A 20,433-nucleotide genomic window follows, 5' to 3' on the forward strand; every position below is an offset into this window, starting at 1 on the left:
CCGGGCCGATCACCCCCCGAACCTCACACGACAGGCGGTGCCGCTCGATGAGCTCATCCCGATCCCTTCCCATCCGCAGAGCGTTCGCCGGGCTCGCCGCCGGCGCGCTGGCCCTCAGCCTGGTCACCGCCTGCGGCGGCGGCGCCCAGGACGCGGCCGGCAAGGAGCTCGTCTACTGGTCGATGTGGAAGCAGGGCGAGCCCCAGCAGGTGGCCCTGCAGGCCGCGATCACCCGCTTCACCCGGGCCACCGGCATCAAGGTCAGGGTCGAGTGGGCCGGCCGCGACGTGGTCAAGCAGAAGCTGCCCGCCGCGCTCACCACGTCCAAGGTGCCGGACGTGGTGGACCAGTCCGACGACACGATCCGGCCGTTCATGGTGACCCCGGGCGTGGCCCGTGGACTGGCCAAGGTGTACGAGGCCGACGTGCCCGGCGAGGCGGGCAGGAAGGTCAAGGACGTCATCCCGGCCAAGTACTCGCAGAGCCCGGCGTTGCGGCTGCCGGACGGGCAGCCGTACATGGTGCCCTACAGCGTGGCCGGCATCGGCCTGTTCTACGACGCCGCCACCGTCACCGGGACGCCGCCGACGGACTGGAACGCGTTCCTGGCGCTGCTCGGCAGGCTCAAGGCCGGCGGCCGGACGGCCCCGCTCACCGCCGACGGCGAACAGTACTGGTCCGACTCCTACTGGATGAACTACTACCTCTACCGGACGATCGGCGCGGACGGCCTCAAGGCCCTCGCCGAGGACAGGACCGGGCAGTCGTGGAAGAAGCCCGAGGTGCTGGCCGCCGCCCGGCAGATCGAGCGGTTCGCCAAGGAGGGCTACCTGCTCAAGGGGTACGACGCGAGCAAATACCCCGAGCAGCAGAAGAACTGGGCCCAGGGCCGGGCCGCGTTCATGATCATGGGTTCCTGGCTGCCCAGCGAGGTCGGCTCGTACGCCAGGGCCGGGTTCAAGCCCGCCTCCATGCCCTTCCCCGAGGTCGGCGGGCCGGCCAAGGGCGAGGAGGTCGTGCAGTTCGGCTTCGCGATGCCGGCCAAGGCCGGGAACGTCGAGGCCGGTGAGCGGTTCATCGCGTACCTGACGACCAAGGAGTTCGCCGACGACCTGGCCAGGACCGCCTCCGTGCTCTCGCCGCGCGAGGACGCGTTCGTGCCCGAGGCCCTGGCCGGGGTGAAGAGGCAGCTCGACAGCGTGCCCGAGACCTACCCGTTCGCGGCCGGGCTGAGCGTGCCGGGCTGGACCGACAAGGTCTACTACCCGACGGTGGGCGAGCTGTTCAACGGCAGGCTCACCGCGCAGGGGTTCGTGGACAAGATCACCGCGGTGCAGGCCGGCTTCTGGAAGAACCAGGGCAGCTGATGGCGGCCGAACCCGAGACGCGGCCCGGTCCGGCCGTGCGGGCCCGGCAGCGGGCCTTCGTCCCCATGGTCGGGCCGGCCCTCGCGCTGCTGGCCGTCTTCGTCCTCGGCCCGGCCTGCCACGCGGTGTGGATCAGCCTCCAGCAGACCGCCGGGTACGGCGATTCGCGCTTCGTCGGCCTGCGCAACTACGCCCGCCTGCTGGGCGACCCGGTCTTCCACACCGCGCTGCTCAACACCCTGAAGCTGCTGGTCGTCGGCGGCGGCGTGACGTTCGCCGCCGGGTTCGCGCTCACGATGGTGCTCAGGGAGATGCGCGGGCGGCTGGTCGCGCGCAACATCCTGTTCTTCCCCAACATCGTCAGCGCGCTGGTGCCGGCCATCGTGGCGGGTTTCCTGTTCAACCCCGACGGGCTGGTCAACACCGTGCTGAAGGGCGTCTTCGGGGTGAGCGACCCGCCCAAGTGGCTGGCCGTGGACAACACGTTCACGCTCATCATGATCGTGGCGATCTGGGCGGCCGTCGGGTACTACACCACGATCATCATGGCCGCCGTCGACCGCATCCCCGCCTCCTTCTACGAGGACTGCGCGCTGCTCGGCGCCACGTCCTGGCAGCGGCTGCGGCACGTCACGATCCCGCTGACCTGGGACGTGCTCAGCGTCTGCGCGCTGCTGTGGACCATCAGCTCGATCAAGGTGTTCGAGCTGGTGCTGGTGTTCGGCGGCGGCACCGCGGGCACCCCGCCGAGCAGCACCTGGACCGTCGCCCTCTACAGCTACGCGGCCACGTACGGCGGCTCCGGCTCGCCGCCCGAGCTGGGGATGACCGCCGCCGGCGCGCTGTTCAGCCTGCTGATCGCGGCGGCCGTGGTGCTCCTGCTGCGGCGGGCGCTCGACCGTGAAGCCGTCCGGTTCTGAAGGGGGGCCGACCATGAGACCGACCAGGCGAACGACGAGGCTCGCGCCCATGAAGGCGGTCGTGTGGGCGGTCGTCGCCGCCGACGTGGCGCTGCTGGCGTGGGTGCTGATCACATCGCTGAAGAGCACCCGCGACGTGTTCGACCATCCGTGGCGGCTGCCGATCCCGCCGACGCTGGACAACTACCTGACCGCGCTGGAGGTCGGGAACTTCGGCCGGGCCGCGGTCAACAGCGCGGTCGTGGGCGTGCTGTCCTCGGTGCTGGCCGTGGTGGTCGCCGCGCCGGCCGCGTACGCGCTGACCCGGACGGCGAACCGCGCGGGCCGGCCGCTGACGCTGCTGTTCGCGCTCGGGACCGGCGTGCCCACGCAGGTCGTCCTGCTGCCGATCTTCCTCATGCTGAGCAGCCTGGAGCTCACCTCCACCCTGACCGGCCTCACCCTGGCCTACGTCGGCACGGCCATGCCGTTCACCGTCTTCCTGCTGACCGGCTTCTTCCGGTCGCTGCCCGGCGAGCTGGAGGAGGCCGCCGCGCTGGACGGCGCCGGGGTGTGGCGGACGTTCCTGCGCATCGTGGTGCCGGTCGCCAGGCCGGGGCTGGTCACGGTGTTCGTGCTGCAGCTCATCGTCTCCTGGAACGAGACCATGCTCGCCCTGGTGCTGATGCAGGACGACGAGAAGGAGACGCTGCCGGTGGCGCTGATCGGCTTCGCCCAGCAGCAGCAGTACACCGGCACCAACTGGGGCGGCATGTTCGCCGGCGTCTGCGTGGTCGTGCTGCCCATGGTGGTGCTCTTCGCCTGGGTCGGACGCCGCGTCACCGAAGGCATCACCTTGGGGATGGGGAAATGACGACGACCGTCCGCCGCACCGCGATGGAGGCGGCCGTCGCGCTGCCGGAAACCGGCAGGGCCGCCGAGTGCCTGGCCGACTTCCGCATGCACCCGGACGACGCCTGAACCCCCCTCAGGTGCGGCCGGCACCCGGGAGGGGCGGTCACTCGCCGGTGTCGGTGGTCACCGCGTCGGAGTCGGGCGCCTTGATGGACACCTTGGCGCCCCACCCGGTGAAGCGGCTGTCGATGGTGATCGTGCCGCCCTCGAACCGGCTGGTGTCGAGGACCCCCGTGGCCGCGTACGACGACCGCACCCGGCTCACCAGCCCGGCGGAGGTCAGCGTGAGCGTGTACGAGACCTTCGTGTCGTCATGCATGCGCAGCGGGATCGAGGCCCCGAACCAGCGCGACACCTTCTCCAGCTCCTTGAAGGTGATCTTCCCGGTGAGCGTGCTCCCGCTCAGCCTGCCCTTCTTGACCAGCGCCGCCAGCGTGGTGGGCTCGACGGGGTTGATCACCTGCCCGTGGAAGCCGCTGCCGCCGCCGAGCAGTGCGTTGCCCTTGAGCCACGACTTGCCCTCCGGCAGGCGGTCCGACCACATGCCGCCGGAGGTGTAGCTGACCTTGCCGATGCTGATCGTACGCTCGCGGGGCCGGCCCACGGGGGTGGCGGTGATGTCGGAGGCCGCCACTCCCTTCGCGTCGAACTGGAAGGTGCCCTTGCGACTCTGGATCCTGCCCTTGTTCGGGCCCGAGAGCACGGTCGTCTCGGTGAACCGCACGCCGTGCCCGGCGGCGAGCTTGGCCTTGAGGGCGCGTACGGGGTCCTTGGGGGCCGCCTGGGCGGGCGCGGTCGCCGTCAGCACGCAGGCGCAGGCCGTCAGGGCGATGATCATCGTCTTCTTCACGAGCAGATCCTGCCGCAGGATGATCACGACGAGAGCACGGCCCCCTCGGCTCCGCGGTGCTCAGCCCAGCAGCGGGAAGCGGTCGTCGGTGGACGGGAGCCGTCCGGTGGCTTCGAGCACGTACGTGGCCAGGTCCGGACGGGACGGGCGGTCCGCGCCGAGCAGCCCGTCGAGGGTCTCGCCCGCCAGTTCCAGCGCCTCACGGGCGGGCGGCCGCGCGGCCCGCAGGTCGAGGTGGTGGACGGCGGCCTCGGTCGCCAGAGTGGCCAGGAAGTCGGGAACGGCGATCATGTGGCCCTGCGTGGCGACGTGCCCCGCCGGGTCGGCCGCGAGCGCCGCCCGCACGGCGGCGGGGGCGGTGTCCTCCCACACCCGCAACACCCCGGCGGGCCGGGTGAAGGCGGAGGCGGACCTGCGTACCCACCAGGCGTGGGCGTCCGCGCCGCCCCCGCCGTCCGGGGCGTCCGGGACGGGCTGGAAAGAGCTCCAATAGGTGACGTGGTCCACGTCGGGCGGCCCCTCGGCGGGGGTGGCGAACGCGACGAGGGCCCGCTGGGCGTCGCACAGCACGTGGAAGAGCAGATCCACCCCGGCCCAACCGGCGCACCGGGTGGGCCTGAGCGGGTCCGTCTCCTTCACCGCGGCCGTGAACTCGCGGTAGGCGGCGGCGAGGGCGGTGCGGGCACGTTCGATGTCCATGGGGACGATTCTTCTCCCGGCCCACCGGCCGGCGCCGCCCGGGTGGGAGCCGCCGGCCGGCCGGGCGGACAACCCCGCTGGTACGGACGCCGCTGGAAGTACGTCCGCCACTCCGCGGGCGTCAGCTCCCCGGCCCGCCGGCACAGGACGGCGGCCGAGGCGGCCGGATCGAGCTCGTACCGCTGCACAGGGACGTGCTCCCCGGCCGCGTACAGGACCCGGCCGCCGTCGCCGAAGGCCAGCGCGAGGACGGCGTCGCCCGGCGTGGGCAGCGGCGATCCGATCGGCTGGCGGGATGCCACGTCCCACAGCTGCAGCGAGCCGTTCGCGCCGCCGGTCGCGAGGACCGTGCCGTCCGGCGAGAACGCCAGCGCGTTGACCATGACGCTGCGGTCGGCGGCGGCCGTCGTGGGGATCGCCAGCGTGCCGAGACGGCGCTCCGCCCGGCCGTCCCACAGGACGGTGCGGCCCGTGGCGTCGCCCGCGGCCAGGTAGCGGCTCTCCGGGCTGAAGGCCAGGGAGGTGGTCTCGCCGGGCCCGTACCGGCCCTGGATCGGCCTCATCGACGGCAGATCGACGAGGTCGCCCGCGGAGGTGACCAGCAGCCGCCGGTCGCGGTCGGTCCGCAGCTCGTGGCCGGTGACGTCGGGGAGCACCTTCGTGACGGTCCGGCTGCGCGGGTCCCAGACGCTCAGCCTCCCCACCACGGGCGGGGAGGCCGCCAGCAGCGTGCCGCCGGGGCCGAAGGCGAGGGAGCCGACCGAGCGGGCGTCGCCGTCCAGCGTCAGGCTGTCCGACAGGCGGACGCCGGCGACGTCCCACACGGACACCCGGGTGGGCAGCGAGCGGTATCCCAGGGGGGAGCCGCCGTAGGCCAGCCGCCGCCCGGCGTCGTCGAAGGCCAGCAGCACCGTGCACCTCGGGACCTGCGACTCCGGCTCCGGGCAGGCCACCTCCGGAAGGTCGGCGGTGGGCCGGCCGGTCCGCCGGTCGTACAGCCGGAAGCGCACGAGGCCCGGCTCGTGGCGCGGGTAGCCGAGGGCCAGCGCGGCCCCGTCCGGGCCGAAGGCCGCCGCGGCGGCCGCCTCCTCCCGCCATCCGGGGCTCGCCGCCCCGCCCAGGCCGAGGGTGCGCACGGTGGCGGGCCACGTGGAGCCGGACCCGGCGAGGTAGCGGATCCGGTTCGCCGCCGGGTCCACCCGCAGGTCCACCGCCTGCTCGCCCGACAGGGGATGCCGGAAGACCGGCGATTCGGGGGAGGCCAGGCGCCACAGGAGGATCGCGGCGCCGTCGGAGGCGGCCAGGAAGGCGCCGTCGGCGCTGAAGGATACCTCCCTGACGTCGCGGCGGACGACGCCCGGCAGCTCCTTCCCCGACGCGAGCTCCCACATGCGCACCTTCTCCTTCGTGACCACCGCCAGGCGCCCGCCGTCGGGGGTGAAGCGCACCCGCTCGTACTGGCACTGCTCGCGGGTGAGGACGGGCGCCCACGGCGTGCCGATCCTGCGGGCCGCCGCGACGTCCCACAGCTGCAACGGCTCGCCGGGCACGCACAGCGCCAGCAGGCGGCCGTCCGGGCCGAGCGTCGCGTCCGGGAACGACGGGTCCGCCCAGTCGCGCCGGTCGGCCGAGCTGCGCAGGTACGCCGTCCCGAACTCCCAGGTGATCTCCGCCGGCTCGGCGGGCGCCCGGCGGGGGAAGGCGATCGTCAGCGGTTCGCGCCGGGTCCGCGTGTCCCACACCCGGACCCGGTAGGTGTCCCGCCCGGCGTCGTAGCCGATGACGGTGTGCCCGTCCGGGCCGGCCTCGTACCCGTCCCGCGCGCGGCCGAGGGCGGCCGGGGCCCGGCTGCCGGTCCGCAGGTCCCACAGTCCCACCTCGCCGTCCGGCAGGCGCATGGGCAGGGTCCACGCGTCGCCTCGCCCGGCGCCCAGCTGGTCGAGCGCCGCGCCGGGGCCCGGCATGGAGCCCGTCGCGCGGCGGGTGTCCAGGTCCCAGGACGTGACCTGGTCGGCGCCGACGCTGATCACGGTCCGCCCGTCGGCGCTGAGGTGCCGCCTGGTCCGGTTGCCGCCGGCGGGGTCGGTGAAGACGTCCTGGGGCGGCTGGGCGGCCGCGGTCAGCAGGGCGGAACGGGTCTCCGGCAGGTCCGCCAGCCGCCAGGCGGCCAGGGCCAGCCGCATCGAGGCGCGCGGGTCGGAGTCGCGCAGGCTCGCCGCCACGCCTACCGTGCGGCGGGCCTCGGCCTCGCGCTGCCGTTGCTCGCCGGTCCTGCTCTGCTGCCAGGCCAGCAGCGCCGCGGTCAGCGTGAGCACGAGCAGCACCGCGGTGGCCGTCGTGCGCCGCCTGCGCCGTCGTCGTTCGCCGTCGCGGGCGGTGAGGCTCGCCGTGAGGAAGTCGCGCTCCAGCGGCGTGAGGCTGTCGGCCCGTCCGAGGTGCTCGTCGGCGACGGCCAGCGCCACCCCCCGGTACAGGCCGCCCGGGTCGCGGTCGTGGTCCGTCCAGGTGCCGGCCGCCTCGGTCAGGCGGCGGTGCACGCGCAGGCGTTCGCGGTCCTCCTCGATCCAGCCGTGCAGCCGGGGCCAGGCGGTGAGGAGCGCCTCGTGCGCCAGGTCGACGCGTCCCTCGTCGAGGGTGACCAGCCGCGCCTCGGCCAGCCGCTCCAGCAGCACGCCGGTCTCGTCGTCCGGCTCCCCGGTGAGCAGCTCGGCGCGTTCGACCGGGCGGCGGGTGTCCTGGCCGTCCTGGCCGGGGGTGACCAGGCGGAGCATCAGGTGGCGCAGGCGCTCCCGCCGCGCGGGGGACAGACCGGCGTACAGTTCCTCGGACGTGCGCGCGATGGCGCTGCGCAGGCCGCCCGCGGCCGTGTAGCTCGCCACCGTCAGGACCCGGCCGCGCCGCCGCCGCCAGGTCTCCAGCAGCGCGTGCGACATCAGCGGCAGCGCGCCGGGCTCGCCCGCCACCTCCCCGACGATCATGGCGGTCAGCTCGCGCTCCACGACCAGCCCGGCCCCGGCCGCCGGCCGGACGATCGCGGCCCGCAGCTCGGCCGCGCTCATCGGGCTCATCAGCAACGTCGCGTCCCTGGCCGCCTCGGCCAGCCCGCGGTGCCCGGCGCACTGCCCGAAGAAGTCGGCCCGTACGGCCAGCACGACCCGCGGCCCCCTCCCGGCCCGCGCGGCGGCCAGCAGCGCGTCGATGAAGGCGGCCCGCCGCGCCGGGTCGGCGCACAGGGCGAAGACCTCCTCGAACTGGTCCACGACGAGCACGTCCGCCCGCACGCCGGCCTCCTCCGGCCGCGGCTCCGGGCCGGGCGTGACCACGCGGACCACCGGCGGCCGGCCGCCGGAGCCCCCGGCCCGCAGCAGCCGGGGCACCAGCCCCGCACGCAGCAGGGAGGACTTGCCGCTGCCGGACGGCCCGACGAGCAGGACCAGCCGGTGCTCGCCGACCAGCGCCGCCAGCCGCTCCACCAGCGCGCCGCGCCCGAAGAAGCGGTCCTGGTCGCTGGTCTCGAACCGGGCCAGCCCGAGGTACGGGGCGGGGGAGTCGTCCTCGGCGGCCGCTTGGGCGAGGGCTTCCCGGTCGGCCTCCGCCCAGCGCCGCCGCCAGGTCTCGACGTCCCCGCCGCAGGTCTGGACGTAGGCCAGGGCGACGGGCAGCGAGGGCAGCCGGTCACCGGCGGCGGCCTGGGCGAGGGTGGCGGCGGAGTAGTGGGCGCGGGCCGCCATCGCCCGGTACGTGAGCCCGCCGGCCTTCTGCCGTAACTTGCGCAGTTCGTACGCGAATCGGGCGACGGGCCCGGAGGTCGGGTCCAACGGCTGCTCACGACGGCCCAACGTTTCCTCCAGCGGATCCTCTCAAGATCACGTTACTGGTCACGAGAGATACGGAGTCCCCGGCCACCCCGATCAGGACGTGCCGAGCGCCGCGAACTTCCGTCCGCTCGACGACATGCCGGATCCCGTCACCATCTCAGCGGCGCGCCACCGCTCTGCCCGGGGCGCAGGGAGGGCTCGTCCGCGTACCGGCCATCATCGAGGGAGCCCGGACAGCCGAAAGGCCAGACCCCGTTGTCCCGGGTCTGGCCTTGGAGTGTGGTGGACGATACTGGGATTGAACCAGTGACCTCTTCCGTGTCAGGGAAGCGCTCTCCCGCTGAGCTAATCGTCCTTGGAGGTGGAGACGGGATTTGAACCCGTGTGGACGGCTTTGCAGGCCGCTGCCTCGCCTCTCGGCCACTCCACCGAGTCGAACCACTCCGAGCGGAAGACGGGATTCGAACCCGCGACCCTCACCTTGGCAAGGTGATGCTCTACCACTGAGCCACTTCCGCGCTGTTGCGTGCCTAACTCTAGCGCCTTTTCCGACCAGATGCTTCCCGCTACTTGCGGAGCCGGCGGGCGACGCCGCGTTCGGTGGCCGGCAGGCTCAGGAAGATCTCCAGGATCCGGGTGAGCCGGTGGACCTCGATGCGGTGGAAGGCCGGTCCCTCGGAGCGGGCCAGCAGCAGGGTGAGGGCGAGCGGCGGGAGCGAGGCGTGGATGGCGTGCACGCCGCCGTCCAGGGTGAGGGCCGCCGGGCGTGGCGGGGCCGGGCTGGGGACGGTCAGGCCCTGCGGGGCGCGCCAGCTCGCGTAGACCACGCCGTGGTCGGCGGCCGTGGCGGCCCAGTCGGCGCTGAACAGCACGGGCAGCGAGTCGACGAGCGTGGTCAGCCCGCGGTCGCCCGCCGTGGTGATGTACTTGAGTATCTCCAGCTCGGGGTAGGTGCCGGCGGTCTCGCGGGTGGTCCAGATGCCTTCCACGCGGACGTCGTCGACGCTCTCCAGGCTCTTGACCAGCATCTCCCGCGAGGTGCTCTCGGGGCAGAAGACGGTGATGTCGTCGACCGCCGAACCGGCCCCCCGGTCGAGGACGGTGACCTGGGTGATGTCGGCCCCCGCCGTGCCCAGGGCCTTGGTGACCTGGGCCAGAGACCCCGGACGGTCGGGCAGCGCCACGCGCACGCGAAGAAGCATCGATCCCTCCCTGGTGATGCCGGTCCACAGCCTATAGGCGAATACCGCTTCCGGCCTGAGCTGCGCTACAACTGACGGAGTGAAGATTGGGCCGATTGGGGCATGGCCGCCCGTGGTGCTGGCGCCCATGGCGGGCATCACGAACGCGCCGTTCCGGGTGTTGTGCCGGGAGCAGGGCGCCGGGCTGTTCGTGTGCGAGATGATCACGACGCGGGCGCTGGTCGAGCGCAATCCCAAGACGCTCAGGATGATCAGGTTCGCCGAGTCGGAGCGGCCCAGGAGCCTGCAGCTCTACGGCGTCGATCCCGACATCGTCGGGAGGGCGGTCCGGATGATCGCCGAGGAGGACCTCGCCGACCACGTCGATCTCAACTTCGGCTGCCCGGTGCCCAAGGTGACCAGGCGCGGGGGCGGGTCGGCGCTGCCGTACAAGAGGAACCTGCTGCGGCGGATCCTGCGGGCGGCGGTGGCGAACGCGGGGGCGCTGCCGGTGACGATGAAGATGCGCAAGGGCATCGACGACGACCACCTGACCTACCTCGACGCCGGCCGCATCGCGGTCGAGGAGGGCGTCGCGGCGATCGCCCTGCACGCGCGCACGGCGAAGCAGCACTACGGCGGCGTGGCCGACTGGGCGGCGATCGCGCGCCTGAGGGAGGCCGTGCCCGAGATCCCGGTGCTGGGCAACGGCGACATCTGGTCCGCCGACGACGCGGTGCGCATGGTGGCGCGCACCGGCTGCGACGGCGTCGTGGTCGGGCGCGGCTGCCTCGGGCGTCCGTGGTTGTTCAAGGACCTGGAGAACGCGTTCAACGGCAGCCCCGAGCGGGTCAGGCCGACGCTCGGCGAGGTGGCCGGGACGATGGAGCGCCACGCGGCCGGCCTCACCGAGTGCTTCGACACCGAGCGGTACGCGATCGCGGACTTCCGCAAGCACGTCGGGTGGTACCTCAAGGGGTTCGAGGTCGGGAGCGCGGTGCGGCGGGAGCTGGCCACGGCCGAGTCGCTCGACGGGCTCAGGGAGGGGCTGGCCAAGCTCGACCACGACCAGCCGTGGCCGCCGAACACCGACACGCCCCGCGGGAAGTCGGGCGAGCGTCAGAAGGTGCAACTGCCTGACGGGTGGCTCGACGACCCGTGGGACTGCGTGGTCCCGGACGAGGCGGAGTCGGACATATCCGGCGGCTGACGGACCGCGGTCAGTGGGGGCCGGTGGCTTCGGTGCCGCAGGGGCCGCCGCCGGTCGACGGCTCCAGGAGCAGGCGCTCGCCGTCCATCGTCAGCGTCTCGTACCAGGAGGAGATGCGCTCGGCCGAGCGGCCGGTGTAGTGGCAGATGAAGCTGCGCCTGAACCGGTCGGCCGTGCTGTTCGGCTCCGACCCGTGCACCAGGCTGCCGTTGAAGAAGAGCACGTCGCCGGGCTGCATGTCCACGGGCACCCGCTCCAGCCCCGGGGGCGGCGGGACGTACTCGCGGGTGAAGGAGAGGTCCTGGTCGGCCTCCTCCGGACAGAACAGGTCCATCAGGTGGGTGCCGGGGACCACTTCGAGTCCGCCGTTGGCGCGGTCGACGCGGTCGAGCGCCACCCAGGCGGCCACGCACGTGCCCGGCTCGACCCGCAGGTAGAAGTTGTCCTGGTGCAGCGCCTGCCCGCGGGCGCCCGGCGGCTTGAAGTAGAACATGCTCTGGGCTGCTATCGGCTCCTCGCCCAGCAGCTCGCGCAGGATCGCGGCGAAGCGGGCGTCGAGCAGGTAGCGCAGGGCGACGTCGTTCACCTGGTGGGGGTGCATGACCCGGGGGTAGTCGCGCAGGACGTCGTAGGGCGCGCCCGGATCCTGGGGGACGGGGGAGAAATGCCCGGGTATCGGGCCGGCGGCGTGCAGGGCCATGAACTCCTCGCGCAGCTCGGCCACCTCCTCGGGAGCCAGCAGCGCGGGGACGAGCACGTACCCCCGGTCGTGGAAGTCGTTCAGCCTCATGCCCTTCACCGTAGGCATCCGGCTCGTGGGACGGTATGACCGTGACCGCTGAGAACCTGTCTGTTCCTGCTGCCGAGCTGATGATCGTCGGCCACTACGACAAGCCGGCCGGGTACGGCACCCGCCGCCCCCACGGTTCGCCGAGCTGGCTCCTGCTGTGGACCCAGGCGGGGGAGGGGCGGGTCGAGCAGGCGGGGGCGGCGTTCACCGTGCGGGAGGGGGACCTGACGGTGCTCGGGCCGGGCTCGGCGCAGCGCTACCGGGTCGCGCCGGGGGCGGGGAGATGGCGGTTCTGGTGGGTGCACTTCCAGCCGCGCCCGTCCTGGACGGCCTGGCTGGCGCCGTACGCCCTGGCCACCGGCTGCCACCTCGTGGCGGGCGTGCCCGGCGGGGTGCGCGACCGCGTCGACCGGGCCTTCGACCGCGCGCTCCAGGACGCCCGCTGGATCCCCGGCCACACCACCCCCGCCGGGCCGCCGTCCACCACGCCGCCGCCCGCGCCGGCGGTCGTCATGTCGAGTCCCGCCCGGGAGCTGGTGCTCGGGGCGGTGGAGGAGGTGCTGGTGCTGGCCACGGCGGGGGCCGTTCCCGCCTCCGGGGCCGAGGGCGGGGACGAGCGGGTGCGCCGGGTGCTCGACCTCATCGCCGCCGAGCCCGAGGCCCAGCATTCGGTCGCCTCGCTGGCCCGCGCGGTGGCGCTGTCGCCGTCCAGGTTCGCGCACCTGTTCGCGGCCGAGACCGGCCAGACCCCGATGGGCGCCGTGCGCCGGGCGCGGGTGCGGCACGCCGCGAGCCTGCTGGAGGTGACCGACCTGGACGTCGGCCAGGTGGCCGCCGCCTCGGGCTTCGTCAGCCCGTTCCACTTCAGCCGCGCCTTCAGGCGCGAGTACGGCCTGCCGCCCCGCGACTACCGCGCCCGCCTGCGCCGCCCCTGACCCCCCTCAGCCCCCTGACCCGCCTCACACCTCGACCGGCCCGCCGCTGCGCCAGTAGACGTTGCCCTCCCTGGACAGCAGTTCCTCGTCCACCAGATAGCGGCGCAGCGCCGCGAAGTCGTCGTGGAAGGCCCGCAGGGCCACGTTGACGTCGGTCTCGGGGTAGCGCACGCCCGGCTCGAACACCCGCGAGATGTAGCGCAGCACGATCAGCCGCTTGTCGCGGCGCATGCCCATGGTGGTCAGCCGGCCGTCGACCAGGAACGTGCGCAGCACCCGCTCCTCGGCGCTCAGCTCCGCGGGGGGCTCGGCCCGCTCCCGCAGCAGCTCGCGGAAGCGCTCCGGCCGCGCCCGCCACTTGCCGTCGTCGTCGCGTTCGGCCAGGCCGCCGCTGGCCAGGCGGTCGAGCGCCTTGGGGGGCAGGTCGCCGGTGTCACCGAGCACCAGGGACGCGAGTGCGCGCAGGGTGTCGTCCTGGCAGAGCAGCCCGAGCACGCGTCTGAGGTCTTCGTCGCTCACCCCTACCATTTTGTCCCATGATCGCAGCACTGTTCGTCGCCGTCGGCCTGGCCATCCCGGGCAACTTCCTGCTGTACGAGAAGGCCGCCGCCAAGAAGGACCCCAATCCGGAGCACAGCTGGACGGTGTCCGGCAAGAAGAACGCCCAGCTCGTCGTGAACCCGTGCCAGAAGGCCGGGCTGGGCCAGGCCGGGCGCACGGCGGCCAGGACGATCGTCTACACGTCGGTGCCCGACTACTCCAAGTCCGAGCAGGTGATCCTCTACTCCTCGCCGCAGGCGGCCGGCAAGGCTGTCGGCGACCTCAGGGCGGCCGTACGGGCCTGCGGCACCGCCCGCTACCGGTACGGCGCGGCCAAGATCGCACTCGGCGACGAGGGCCTGCTGGTCACCGGCCAGGCCTACGACCACGGCAAGCCGGCCGTCGGCGGCGAGCGGGCCGTCGTGACCCGCCGCGCCAACGCCCTGATCGTCTACACGGCCGGCGGCGAGTGGGGCAAGCCCGCCAAGGCCGACTTCAGCCGCCAGCGGAAGGACGCGGGCACGATGCTCGCCAAGATCTGCACGCTGGCGGAGTGCTGAATGTCTCGATCTTGAGACATCGCCATGACCCGACGCCTAACTTCGCCGTCCGAGAATGAAGCGACAAGCCGGTGCCGGAACGCCCTTGCCAGTCCGTTCCGGCACACGGCTTGTTCTCCTTCCGCAGTCGCTCAGAGCCGGTTGAGCCCGACCACGTGCAGCACGGCCCGGCCCTCCTCGTCGGAGGCGGTCAGGTCGACCTGGGCGTCGATGCCCCAGTCGCCGTCGCCGGCCGGGTCCTTGATCGTCTGGCGCACCCGCCACAGGCCGCTCTCCTCCTCGATCCGCAGCAGCGCGGGCCCGCGCGCGTCGGCGTCGGTGAAGATCTCCTCGTGGTCGGCGTAGTACGCGTCGAGCGCCGCGCCCCAGTCGACGTCGGGGGCCAGCTCCGCCAGCTCGTCCTCCTTCTCGATGGCGCACAGCTCGACCAGCCGGAACATGGCGTTGCGCACCAGCACCCGGAAGGCCCGGGGGTTGGCCGTGACCGGCCGCACCTTGGTCTCCAGCTGCGCCTGGCGCTCCAGCGCCTCCTCGGGGTTGGTCAGCTTCTCCCACTCGTCGATCAGCGAGGAGTCGACCTGGCGGACCAGCTCGCCCAGCCACTCGATGAGGTCGACCAGGTCCTCGGTCTTCAGGTGCTCGGGGACCGTGCGCGACAGCGTGCGGTAGGCGTCGGCCAGGTAGCGCAGCACCGTGCCCTCGGAGCGGGCCAGCTCGTAGAACTGGATGTACTCGCCGAACGTCATCGCGCGCTCGAACATGTCGCGCACCACCGACTTCGGGCTGACCGTGTAGTCGCCGACCCACGGGTGGCCGCGCCGGTAGGTCTCGTACGCGCCGAGCAGCAGGTCGTCGAGCGGCATCGGGTACATGACCTCGGCGAGCTGCTCCATGCGCTCCTCGTACTCGAGGCCGTCGGCCTTCATCTGGGCGACCGCCTCGCCGCGCGCCTTCTTCAGCTGGGCCGACAGGATCTGGCGGGGGTCGTCGAGGATGGACTCGACGATCGAGACCATGTCGAGCGCGTACGAGGGCGACTCGCGGTCGAGCAGGTCGAAGGCGGCCAGCGCGAACGTGGACAGCGCCTGGTTGAGCGCGAAGTCCTCCTGCAGCTCGATGGTCAGCCGGGCCCGCCGGCCCTGCTCGTCGGGCTCGGCGAACTGCTCGACGATGCCGCCGGCCAGCAGCGACCGGTAGATGGCGATGGCCTGGCTGATGTGCCGACGCTGCCACTTGCGGTCTTCGTGGTTGTCGGTGAGCAGGTGTCTCATCGCCTGGAAGCAGTCGCCCGGCCGGTTGATCACGGCCAGCAGCATCGCGTTGCTCACCTTGAAGCGGGAGTTGAGCGGCTCGGGCTCGGCCTGCTGCAACTTCTCGAACGTCTCCTCGCTCCAGCCGACGAACCCCTCCGGCGGCTTCTTGCGCGCGTAGCCGCGCCGCCGCTTGGGGTCGTCGCCGATCTTGGCCAGCGCCTTGGCGTTCTCGATGTCGTGCTCGGGGGCCTGGCAGGCGACGTAGCCGATGGTGTCGAAGCCCGCGCGGCCGGCCCGCCCGGCGATCTGGTGGAACTCACGGGCGCGCAGCCGGCGGACCTTGTTGCCGTCGTACTTGGACAGGGCGGTGAACAGGACCGTGCGGATGGGCACGTTGACGCCGACGCCGAGCGTGTCGGTGCCGCAGATGACCTTCAGCAGCCCGGCCTGGGCCAGCCGCTCCACCAGCCGCCGGTATTTGGGCAGCATCCCGGCGTGGTGGACGCCGATGCCGTGCTTGACCAGGCGCGACAGCGCCCGCCCGAACCGGGTGGTGAACCGGAAGCCGCCGATCATCGTGGCGATGGCCTCCTTCTCGGCCTTGGTCGCCATGTTGATCGACATGAGCGCCTGGGCCCGCTCCATGGCCGCGGCCTGCGTGAAGTGCACGACGTAGACGGGGGCCTGCCCGGTGGTGAGCATCTCCTCCAGCGTCTCGTGCAGCGGCGTCATCCGGTAGGAGTACACCAGCGGCACCGGCCGCTCGGCGTGCTTGACCACGGCCGTGGGCCGCCCGGTGCGCCTGGTCAGGTCGCGCTCGAACATCGACACGTCGCCGAGCGTGGCCGACATCAGCACGAACTGCACGTCGGGCAGCTCCAGCAGCGGCACCTGCCAGGCCCACCCGCGGTCGGGCTCGGCGTAGAAGTGGAACTCGTCCATCACGACCTGGCCGATGTCGGCCGCCGCGCCGTCGCGCAGGGCCACGTTGGCCAGGATCTCGGCCGTGCAGCAGATGATGGGCGCGCCCGGGTTGACGCTGGCGTCGCCGGTCATCATGCCGACGTTGGCGGTGCCGAAGACGGCGCACAGGTCGAAGAACTTCTCCGACACCAGCGCCTTGATCGGCGCGGTGTAGAACGTGCGGACGTCTCTGGTCAGCGCGGCGAAGTGGGCCCCGGCGGCGACCAGCGACTTGCCCGAGCCGGTCGGCGTGGCGAGGATCAGGTTGCTGCCGGAGAGGACCTCGATGAGGGCCTCCTCCTGGGCGGGATAGAGCGTGAGCCCCCGTTCGGCGTTCCAGGCGACGAACGCGTCGAATATGACGTCGGGGTCGGCGTCGATGTCTTCCGGCAGGCGGTCAACGAGAAGGCTCACGTCTCTATCCTGCCGAAGATTGCCGTGTGGTCGAACCCGCCGCCCCTAATGGAGGTCGAGTTGGAGCAGCACGGTGTCGATCCACCGGCCGTGCTTGAACCCCACGTTCCTCAGCCGTCCCGCCTCCTGGAACCCGAAGGCGGCGTGCAGCCGCAGCGAGGCGGGCTCGCCGCCGTCGGCGATCACCGCGATCAGGGTGCGCGCGCCGGTCGTCGTGCTCCGCTTGATCAGCTCGCCCAGCAGCAGGCGGCCGAGCCCGCGGCCGGTGGAGCCGGGCGCCAGGTAGATCGAGTCCTCCAGGCTGTGGCGGTAGGCGGGCTTGGGCCGGTACTGGCTGAGGTAGGCGTAGCCGGTGACCGCGCCGTCGTCCTCGGCCACCAGGAACGGCAGCCCCGCCGCCGCCAGCGCCGCCGCCTTGACCCGCCACTCATCGGCTCCCGGCGGCGTCTCGTCGAACGTGGCCACGCCGCCGGTCACGTAGTGGGCGTAGATGGCGGTCACGGCGGGCAGGTCGTCCTCGGTCAGGTCGCGGATCGTCGTCATGCCGCCCGATTGTGGCCGGGACGCGTTTCGCCGGTGTTACACGCGGGCCTTCGGCGCCGTCAGCAGCAGGCCGCCGAGCACCGCGAGCACCGCCAGGAACGGGCCGCCGCCCGGCACGAAGCCGCCCACGGTCAGCGTCAGGATCCCGGCCCCGACCAGCCCCGCGGCCACCAGCATGGCCCCGCGGCCGGCGGTCCCGTACGGCAGCGACGGCGGCGTCTCGAACCTCGCGAACGCCCGCACCAGCCCCCACATGACCAGGCACAACATCCCGAACCACACCGGCCACCCGGCGAACCAGAACAGGCTGCCCGGCTCCGGCGTCTCCACGCCCAGCAGGACCACGACCACGCCGGTCACGGCGAACAGCGCGGGCATGTGCCACAGGTAGACCGTCATGATCCGCGGGCCGGCCCAGTCCAGGACACGGCGCAGGGGCAGCCGGACCAGCCAGGGGCGCAGCAGCACGGCCAGGCCGATCTGGCCGACGCCGACGGCCATGATGGCCAGCGTGGGCGGGGCCATGTTGGACACCTCGGCGCCGGGCAGGCCGATCATGCTGCCCGGGTAGGGGCCGAACCCCACCAGGAGCGCCGCCACGCCGAACCCGCCGGCCGCCAGCAACCCGGGCAGCCGCACCCGGCCCTCGGCGTAGAAGAAGCCGATCTGGTGGACGGCCAGCCACACGAAGACGATGTTCAGGTAACCGGCCGCCTCCAGGCCGGTCGAGAAGCGCACGACGTCCGTCAGCGCCGCCCCGGCCGCCAGCGCGACGGGGACCAGCACGCCGAACCTGCGGTGCAGGCGCAGCGCGTACGGCGTGACCGTGACCGCGATCAGGTACACGGCCAGGAACCACAGCAACTGCCCGGTCAGCTTGGCGCCCACCGCCAGCGGCTGCTCCGGCACCCCCAGCGTGAGCAGCACGTGGGGCAGCGGGATCCACACCGCCGCCAGCGGCAGCAACGGCCAGGCGAGCCTGCGCAACCGCCCGGCCAGCCACTCCTGGTCGCTCTTCGCCGACCGGCCGCGGCTGATCGCGTTGGCCGCCCCGCCGGCGAAGAAGACCAGCGGCATGACCTGGCTGAGCCACGTCACCACCCACACCCCCGGCATGGACAGCGCGTTCCCCGTGGTCAGCCGGCCGCCCTCGTAGGACAGGACGGGGATCGTCCAGTGCTGGAGCACGATGAGCGCCATGCCCACCACGCGCAGCAGGTCGATGAACGGGTCCCTGGCCGTCGCGCGCGGCGCCCGTACCGGCGCGGGACGATCGAGCAGGACGGTCATGGGGGAGCCTCGTTTCGAGCGGGAGAGCGGATGACTCAAGGCTTCCGTCCCGGACGCCCGGGCACATTGCCGCGGGCCGCCGTCTTCAGGTCAAGATCGCACCACCCCCGGAGGTAGGGCCAGCCCTACCCCCGGACGCCTGCGTACCGGCTCGTACCGCTCCGCCGGGGGACTTAGCCTTCATTGCATGCGCTCCCTGATGAGGCGTGTCCTTCTCGACACCCGCTACACGCTGGTCGGATTCCCGACGGCCGTCATCGGCTTCGTGACCATGGTCGCCGGTTTCGCCGCGGGCGTGGGCACCGCGGTCGTGTGGATCGGCGTGCCGCTGCTGGCCGGCACGCTCCTGATCGCGAGGGGCTTCGCCGACGCCGAGCGCGGCTGGCTCTCCGACGTGCTCAAGCGCCCGCCGGTGCGGCCCCGCTACCGTCCGGCGCCCGAGGGGGCGGGCCGCTTCCGCCGCATCGTCAACCCGCTGACCAACGGCCAGTCGTGGCTCGACCTGCTGCACGGCATCCTGAACTTCCCGTTCGCCATTCTGGCGTTCGTGCTGACCGTGGTGTTCTGGGCGATCCCGATCCTCGGGCTGACCTACCCGCTCTACGGCCTGATCACCTCGCGCATCCCCGGCAACGCGGAGCTGCCCGAGCTGCTCGGGCTGGGCTCCGGCTACGTGGTGAACACGATCTTCTACGTCTCCCTCGGCCTGGTCTTCACGTTCGTCATGCCGTTCATGGTGCGCGGGGCCGCGCTGGTCAGGGCCGGGCTCGGCCGGGCGCTGCTGACCGGCGTCGCCGAGTTGCAGGAGCGCATCGACGACCTGGCCGAGGGCCGGGCGGCGGCCGTGTCGGCCGAGGCCAACGCGCTGCGCAAGCTGGAGCGCGACATCCACGACGGCCCGCAGCAGCGCCTGGTCTCCCTGGCCATGGAGCTGTCCAGGGCGCAGCGGCAGCTCGCCAAGGACCCGCAGGCCGCCTCGGCCACCATCAGCTCGGCGATCAGCGCCACCCGCGAGACGCTCGACGAGCTGCGGGCCCTCTCGCGCGGCATCGCGCCGCCCATCCTGTCCGACCGCGGCCTCGCGCCCGCGCTGGCCGCCCTCGCCGGCCGCTGCACGGTGCCGGTCGACCTCGACGTGCAGATCGTGGGCCGCTTCCAGGCGGCGACCGAGAACGCGATCTACTTCGTCTGCGCGGAAACCCTGACCAACGTGGCCAAACACAGCCGCGCGACCATCTGCACGGTTCAGCTCATCCGTATCGGTGACGTCCTCATGCTCACGATCGGGGATGATGGTGTTGGCGGCGCACACGTCGCCAAGGGACACGGCCTGGCCGGTCTGGCCGACCGGCTCCGGGCCGTCGACGGGGAGCTCACCGTCAGGTCGCCGGACGGCGGGCCGACGGTGATCGTGGCGGAGGTGCCGTGCGCGTAGTCGTGGCCGATGACGCGGTTCTGATCAGGGAGGGCCTGGTCAGGCTGCTGGAGGAGTTCGGCTGCGAGGTGGTCGCCACCGTGGGGGACGGCGACGCCCTCGTGGAGGCGATCGTCGAGCACCGGCCCGACGTGTCGGTGGTCGACGTGCGCATGCCGCCGTCGTTCACCGACGAGGGGCTGCGTGCGGCGGTCGAGGCCCGGCGACGGGTGTCCGGCGCCCCGGTGCTCATCCTGTCGCAGTACGTCGAGGTCTCCTACGCCGACGACCTGCTCGCCGACGCCCGCGGCGCGGTGGGCTACCTGCTGAAGGACCGGGTCGTCGACGTCGACGAGTTCCTGGAGGGCCTGCGGCGGGTGGCGGCGGGAGGCACCGTGTTCGATCCGCAGGTGGTGTCCCAGTTGATGGTGCGCAGACGCAAGGACGACCCGCTGGCGCAGCTCACGCCGCGCGAGCGCGAGGTGCTCGGGCTGATGGCCGAGGGCAAGTCCAACCCGGCCATCGGGCGGCAGCTCGTCATCAGCGACGGCGCCGTGGAGAAGCACATCAGGAGCATCTTCAGCAAGCTGGGTCTCTACGCCGACGACAGCGACCAGCATCGCCGCGTGCTCGCCGTGCTGGCGTACCTGAGGTCCTGACCGCCGCCTGGGGTTGACCGCCTGGGGTCGACTGCCTGAGGTTGACCCCTCGGCCGGGCCCGCCGTGGAGCGTGCGCCGCTCTCCGGCCCCTCCTGGCCCTACGAGGGGTCGCCGGCCGGTCCGCGCGACATG

Annotated in this window: 17 protein-coding genes and 3 tRNA genes; 8 read left to right on the top strand and 12 right to left on the bottom strand. The window is 72.7% G+C overall.

Annotation, left to right across the window (positions count from 1 at the left end):
- Positions 1–47 precede the first annotated feature (47 nt).
- Genes ABZ444_RS16995 through ABZ444_RS17005 form a run of 3 tightly spaced genes read left to right on the top strand, consistent with a single transcriptional unit; the run spans position 48 to position 3,140 of the window.
- Positions 48–1,367 (top strand): ABC transporter substrate-binding protein, encoded by a 1,320-nt coding sequence (locus ABZ444_RS16995; protein ID WP_357997048.1) that lies wholly within the window; start codon positions 48–50, stop codon positions 1,365–1,367.
- Positions 1,367–2,287 (top strand): sugar ABC transporter permease, encoded by a 921-nt coding sequence (locus ABZ444_RS17000; protein WP_357997051.1) that lies wholly within the window; start codon positions 1,367–1,369, stop codon positions 2,285–2,287. The genes ABZ444_RS16995 and ABZ444_RS17000 overlap by 1 nt, the downstream gene beginning before the upstream one ends.
- Before the next feature lie 49 nt (positions 2,288–2,336).
- Positions 2,337–3,140 carry a carbohydrate ABC transporter permease gene (locus ABZ444_RS17005; protein ID WP_357997054.1) on the top strand — a complete coding sequence of 268 codons (804 nt, stop codon included), beginning with the start codon at positions 2,337–2,339 and terminating at the stop codon, positions 3,138–3,140.
- Between the two features lie 144 nt (positions 3,141–3,284).
- Here ABZ444_RS17005 and ABZ444_RS17010 read toward each other — a convergent pair whose 3' ends face one another.
- The 7 genes from ABZ444_RS17010 to ABZ444_RS17040 all read right to left on the bottom strand — a co-directional run bounded on the left by ABZ444_RS17010 (position 3,285) and on the right by ABZ444_RS17040 (position 9,750).
- Positions 3,285–4,031, bottom strand: coding sequence for a hypothetical protein (locus tag ABZ444_RS17010; RefSeq protein ID WP_357997057.1), 747 nt, complete (start codon positions 4,029–4,031; stop codon positions 3,285–3,287).
- A 60-nt stretch (positions 4,032–4,091) separates the two neighbouring features.
- Positions 4,092–4,730, bottom strand: coding sequence for a maleylpyruvate isomerase N-terminal domain-containing protein (locus tag ABZ444_RS17015; protein WP_357997060.1), 639 nt, complete (start codon positions 4,728–4,730; stop codon positions 4,092–4,094).
- Positions 4,667–8,548 carry a hypothetical protein gene (locus tag ABZ444_RS17020; protein ID WP_357997063.1) on the bottom strand — a complete coding sequence of 1,294 codons (3,882 nt, stop codon included), beginning with the start codon at positions 8,546–8,548 and terminating at the stop codon, positions 4,667–4,669. Before ABZ444_RS17020 ends, ABZ444_RS17015 begins: the two co-directional genes overlap by 64 nt.
- 280 nt (positions 8,549–8,828) lie before the next feature.
- Positions 8,829–8,903: transfer RNA gene (locus ABZ444_RS17025), tRNA-Val, on the bottom strand.
- Position 8,904: 1 nt separating this feature from the next.
- Positions 8,905–8,978 (bottom strand) — tRNA-Cys (locus tag ABZ444_RS17030).
- Between the two features lie 16 nt (positions 8,979–8,994).
- A tRNA-Gly gene (locus ABZ444_RS17035) sits at positions 8,995–9,066 on the bottom strand.
- Positions 9,067–9,114: 48 nt separating this feature from the next.
- Positions 9,115–9,750: an ACT domain-containing protein gene (locus tag ABZ444_RS17040; protein ID WP_357997066.1), complete on the bottom strand. Its 636-nt coding sequence runs from the start codon at positions 9,748–9,750 to the stop codon at positions 9,115–9,117.
- Positions 9,751–9,829: 79 nt separating this feature from the next.
- Here ABZ444_RS17040 and dusB point away from each other — a divergent pair, with 79 nt between their 5' ends.
- Positions 9,830–10,939 (top strand): tRNA dihydrouridine synthase DusB, encoded by a 1,110-nt coding sequence (gene dusB, locus ABZ444_RS17045; protein ID WP_357997069.1) that lies wholly within the window; start codon positions 9,830–9,832, stop codon positions 10,937–10,939.
- A gap of 10 nt (positions 10,940–10,949) precedes the next feature.
- Here dusB and ABZ444_RS17050 read toward each other — a convergent pair whose 3' ends face one another.
- Positions 10,950–11,729 carry a phytanoyl-CoA dioxygenase family protein gene (locus ABZ444_RS17050; protein ID WP_357997072.1) on the bottom strand — a complete coding sequence of 260 codons (780 nt, stop codon included), beginning with the start codon at positions 11,727–11,729 and terminating at the stop codon, positions 10,950–10,952.
- Between the two features lie 41 nt (positions 11,730–11,770).
- Here ABZ444_RS17050 and ABZ444_RS17055 point away from each other — a divergent pair, with 41 nt between their 5' ends.
- A complete protein-coding gene (locus ABZ444_RS17055) occupies positions 11,771–12,664 on the top strand; it encodes a helix-turn-helix domain-containing protein (protein WP_357997075.1) in 894 nt (297 codons plus the stop codon).
- A gap of 24 nt (positions 12,665–12,688) precedes the next feature.
- On the opposite strand, the gene ABZ444_RS17060 is transcribed toward ABZ444_RS17055, so the two are convergent.
- Positions 12,689–13,192 carry a DUF2087 domain-containing protein gene (locus tag ABZ444_RS17060; RefSeq protein WP_357997078.1) on the bottom strand — a complete coding sequence of 168 codons (504 nt, stop codon included), beginning with the start codon at positions 13,190–13,192 and terminating at the stop codon, positions 12,689–12,691.
- A gap of 8 nt (positions 13,193–13,200) precedes the next feature.
- Here ABZ444_RS17060 and ABZ444_RS17065 point away from each other — a divergent pair, with 8 nt between their 5' ends.
- Positions 13,201–13,764, top strand: coding sequence for a hypothetical protein (locus ABZ444_RS17065; RefSeq protein ID WP_357997081.1), 564 nt, complete (start codon positions 13,201–13,203; stop codon positions 13,762–13,764).
- A 131-nt stretch (positions 13,765–13,895) separates the two neighbouring features.
- On the opposite strand, the gene ABZ444_RS17070 is transcribed toward ABZ444_RS17065, so the two are convergent.
- Genes ABZ444_RS17070 through ABZ444_RS17080 form a run of 3 tightly spaced genes read right to left on the bottom strand, consistent with a single transcriptional unit; the run spans position 13,896 to position 18,227 of the window.
- Complete coding sequence (locus ABZ444_RS17070; RefSeq protein WP_357997084.1) at positions 13,896–16,394, bottom strand: DUF3516 domain-containing protein; 2,499 nt, start codon at positions 16,392–16,394, stop codon at positions 13,896–13,898.
- Positions 16,395–16,439: 45 nt separating this feature from the next.
- Positions 16,440–16,937 (bottom strand): N-acetyltransferase family protein, encoded by a 498-nt coding sequence (locus tag ABZ444_RS17075; RefSeq protein ID WP_357997087.1) that lies wholly within the window; start codon positions 16,935–16,937, stop codon positions 16,440–16,442.
- A gap of 36 nt (positions 16,938–16,973) precedes the next feature.
- Positions 16,974–18,227 carry an acyltransferase gene (locus tag ABZ444_RS17080; RefSeq protein WP_357997090.1) on the bottom strand — a complete coding sequence of 418 codons (1,254 nt, stop codon included), beginning with the start codon at positions 18,225–18,227 and terminating at the stop codon, positions 16,974–16,976.
- A 187-nt stretch (positions 18,228–18,414) separates the two neighbouring features.
- Here ABZ444_RS17080 and ABZ444_RS17085 point away from each other — a divergent pair, with 187 nt between their 5' ends.
- Both ABZ444_RS17085 and ABZ444_RS17090 read left to right on the top strand, forming a co-directional pair.
- Complete coding sequence (locus ABZ444_RS17085; RefSeq protein WP_357997093.1) at positions 18,415–19,662, top strand: sensor domain-containing protein; 1,248 nt, start codon at positions 18,415–18,417, stop codon at positions 19,660–19,662.
- Entirely contained in the window at positions 19,653–20,300 is a 648-nt protein-coding gene (locus ABZ444_RS17090) for a response regulator transcription factor (protein WP_357997096.1), read from the top strand. Before ABZ444_RS17085 ends, ABZ444_RS17090 begins: the two co-directional genes overlap by 10 nt.
- The last annotated feature ends 133 nt before the right edge of the window (positions 20,301–20,433 follow it).

The sequence above is a fragment of the Nonomuraea sp. NPDC005730 genome, from assembly GCF_040630865.1.
In the GTDB taxonomy this organism is placed as follows: Bacteria; Actinomycetota; Actinomycetes; order Streptosporangiales; family Streptosporangiaceae; genus Nonomuraea.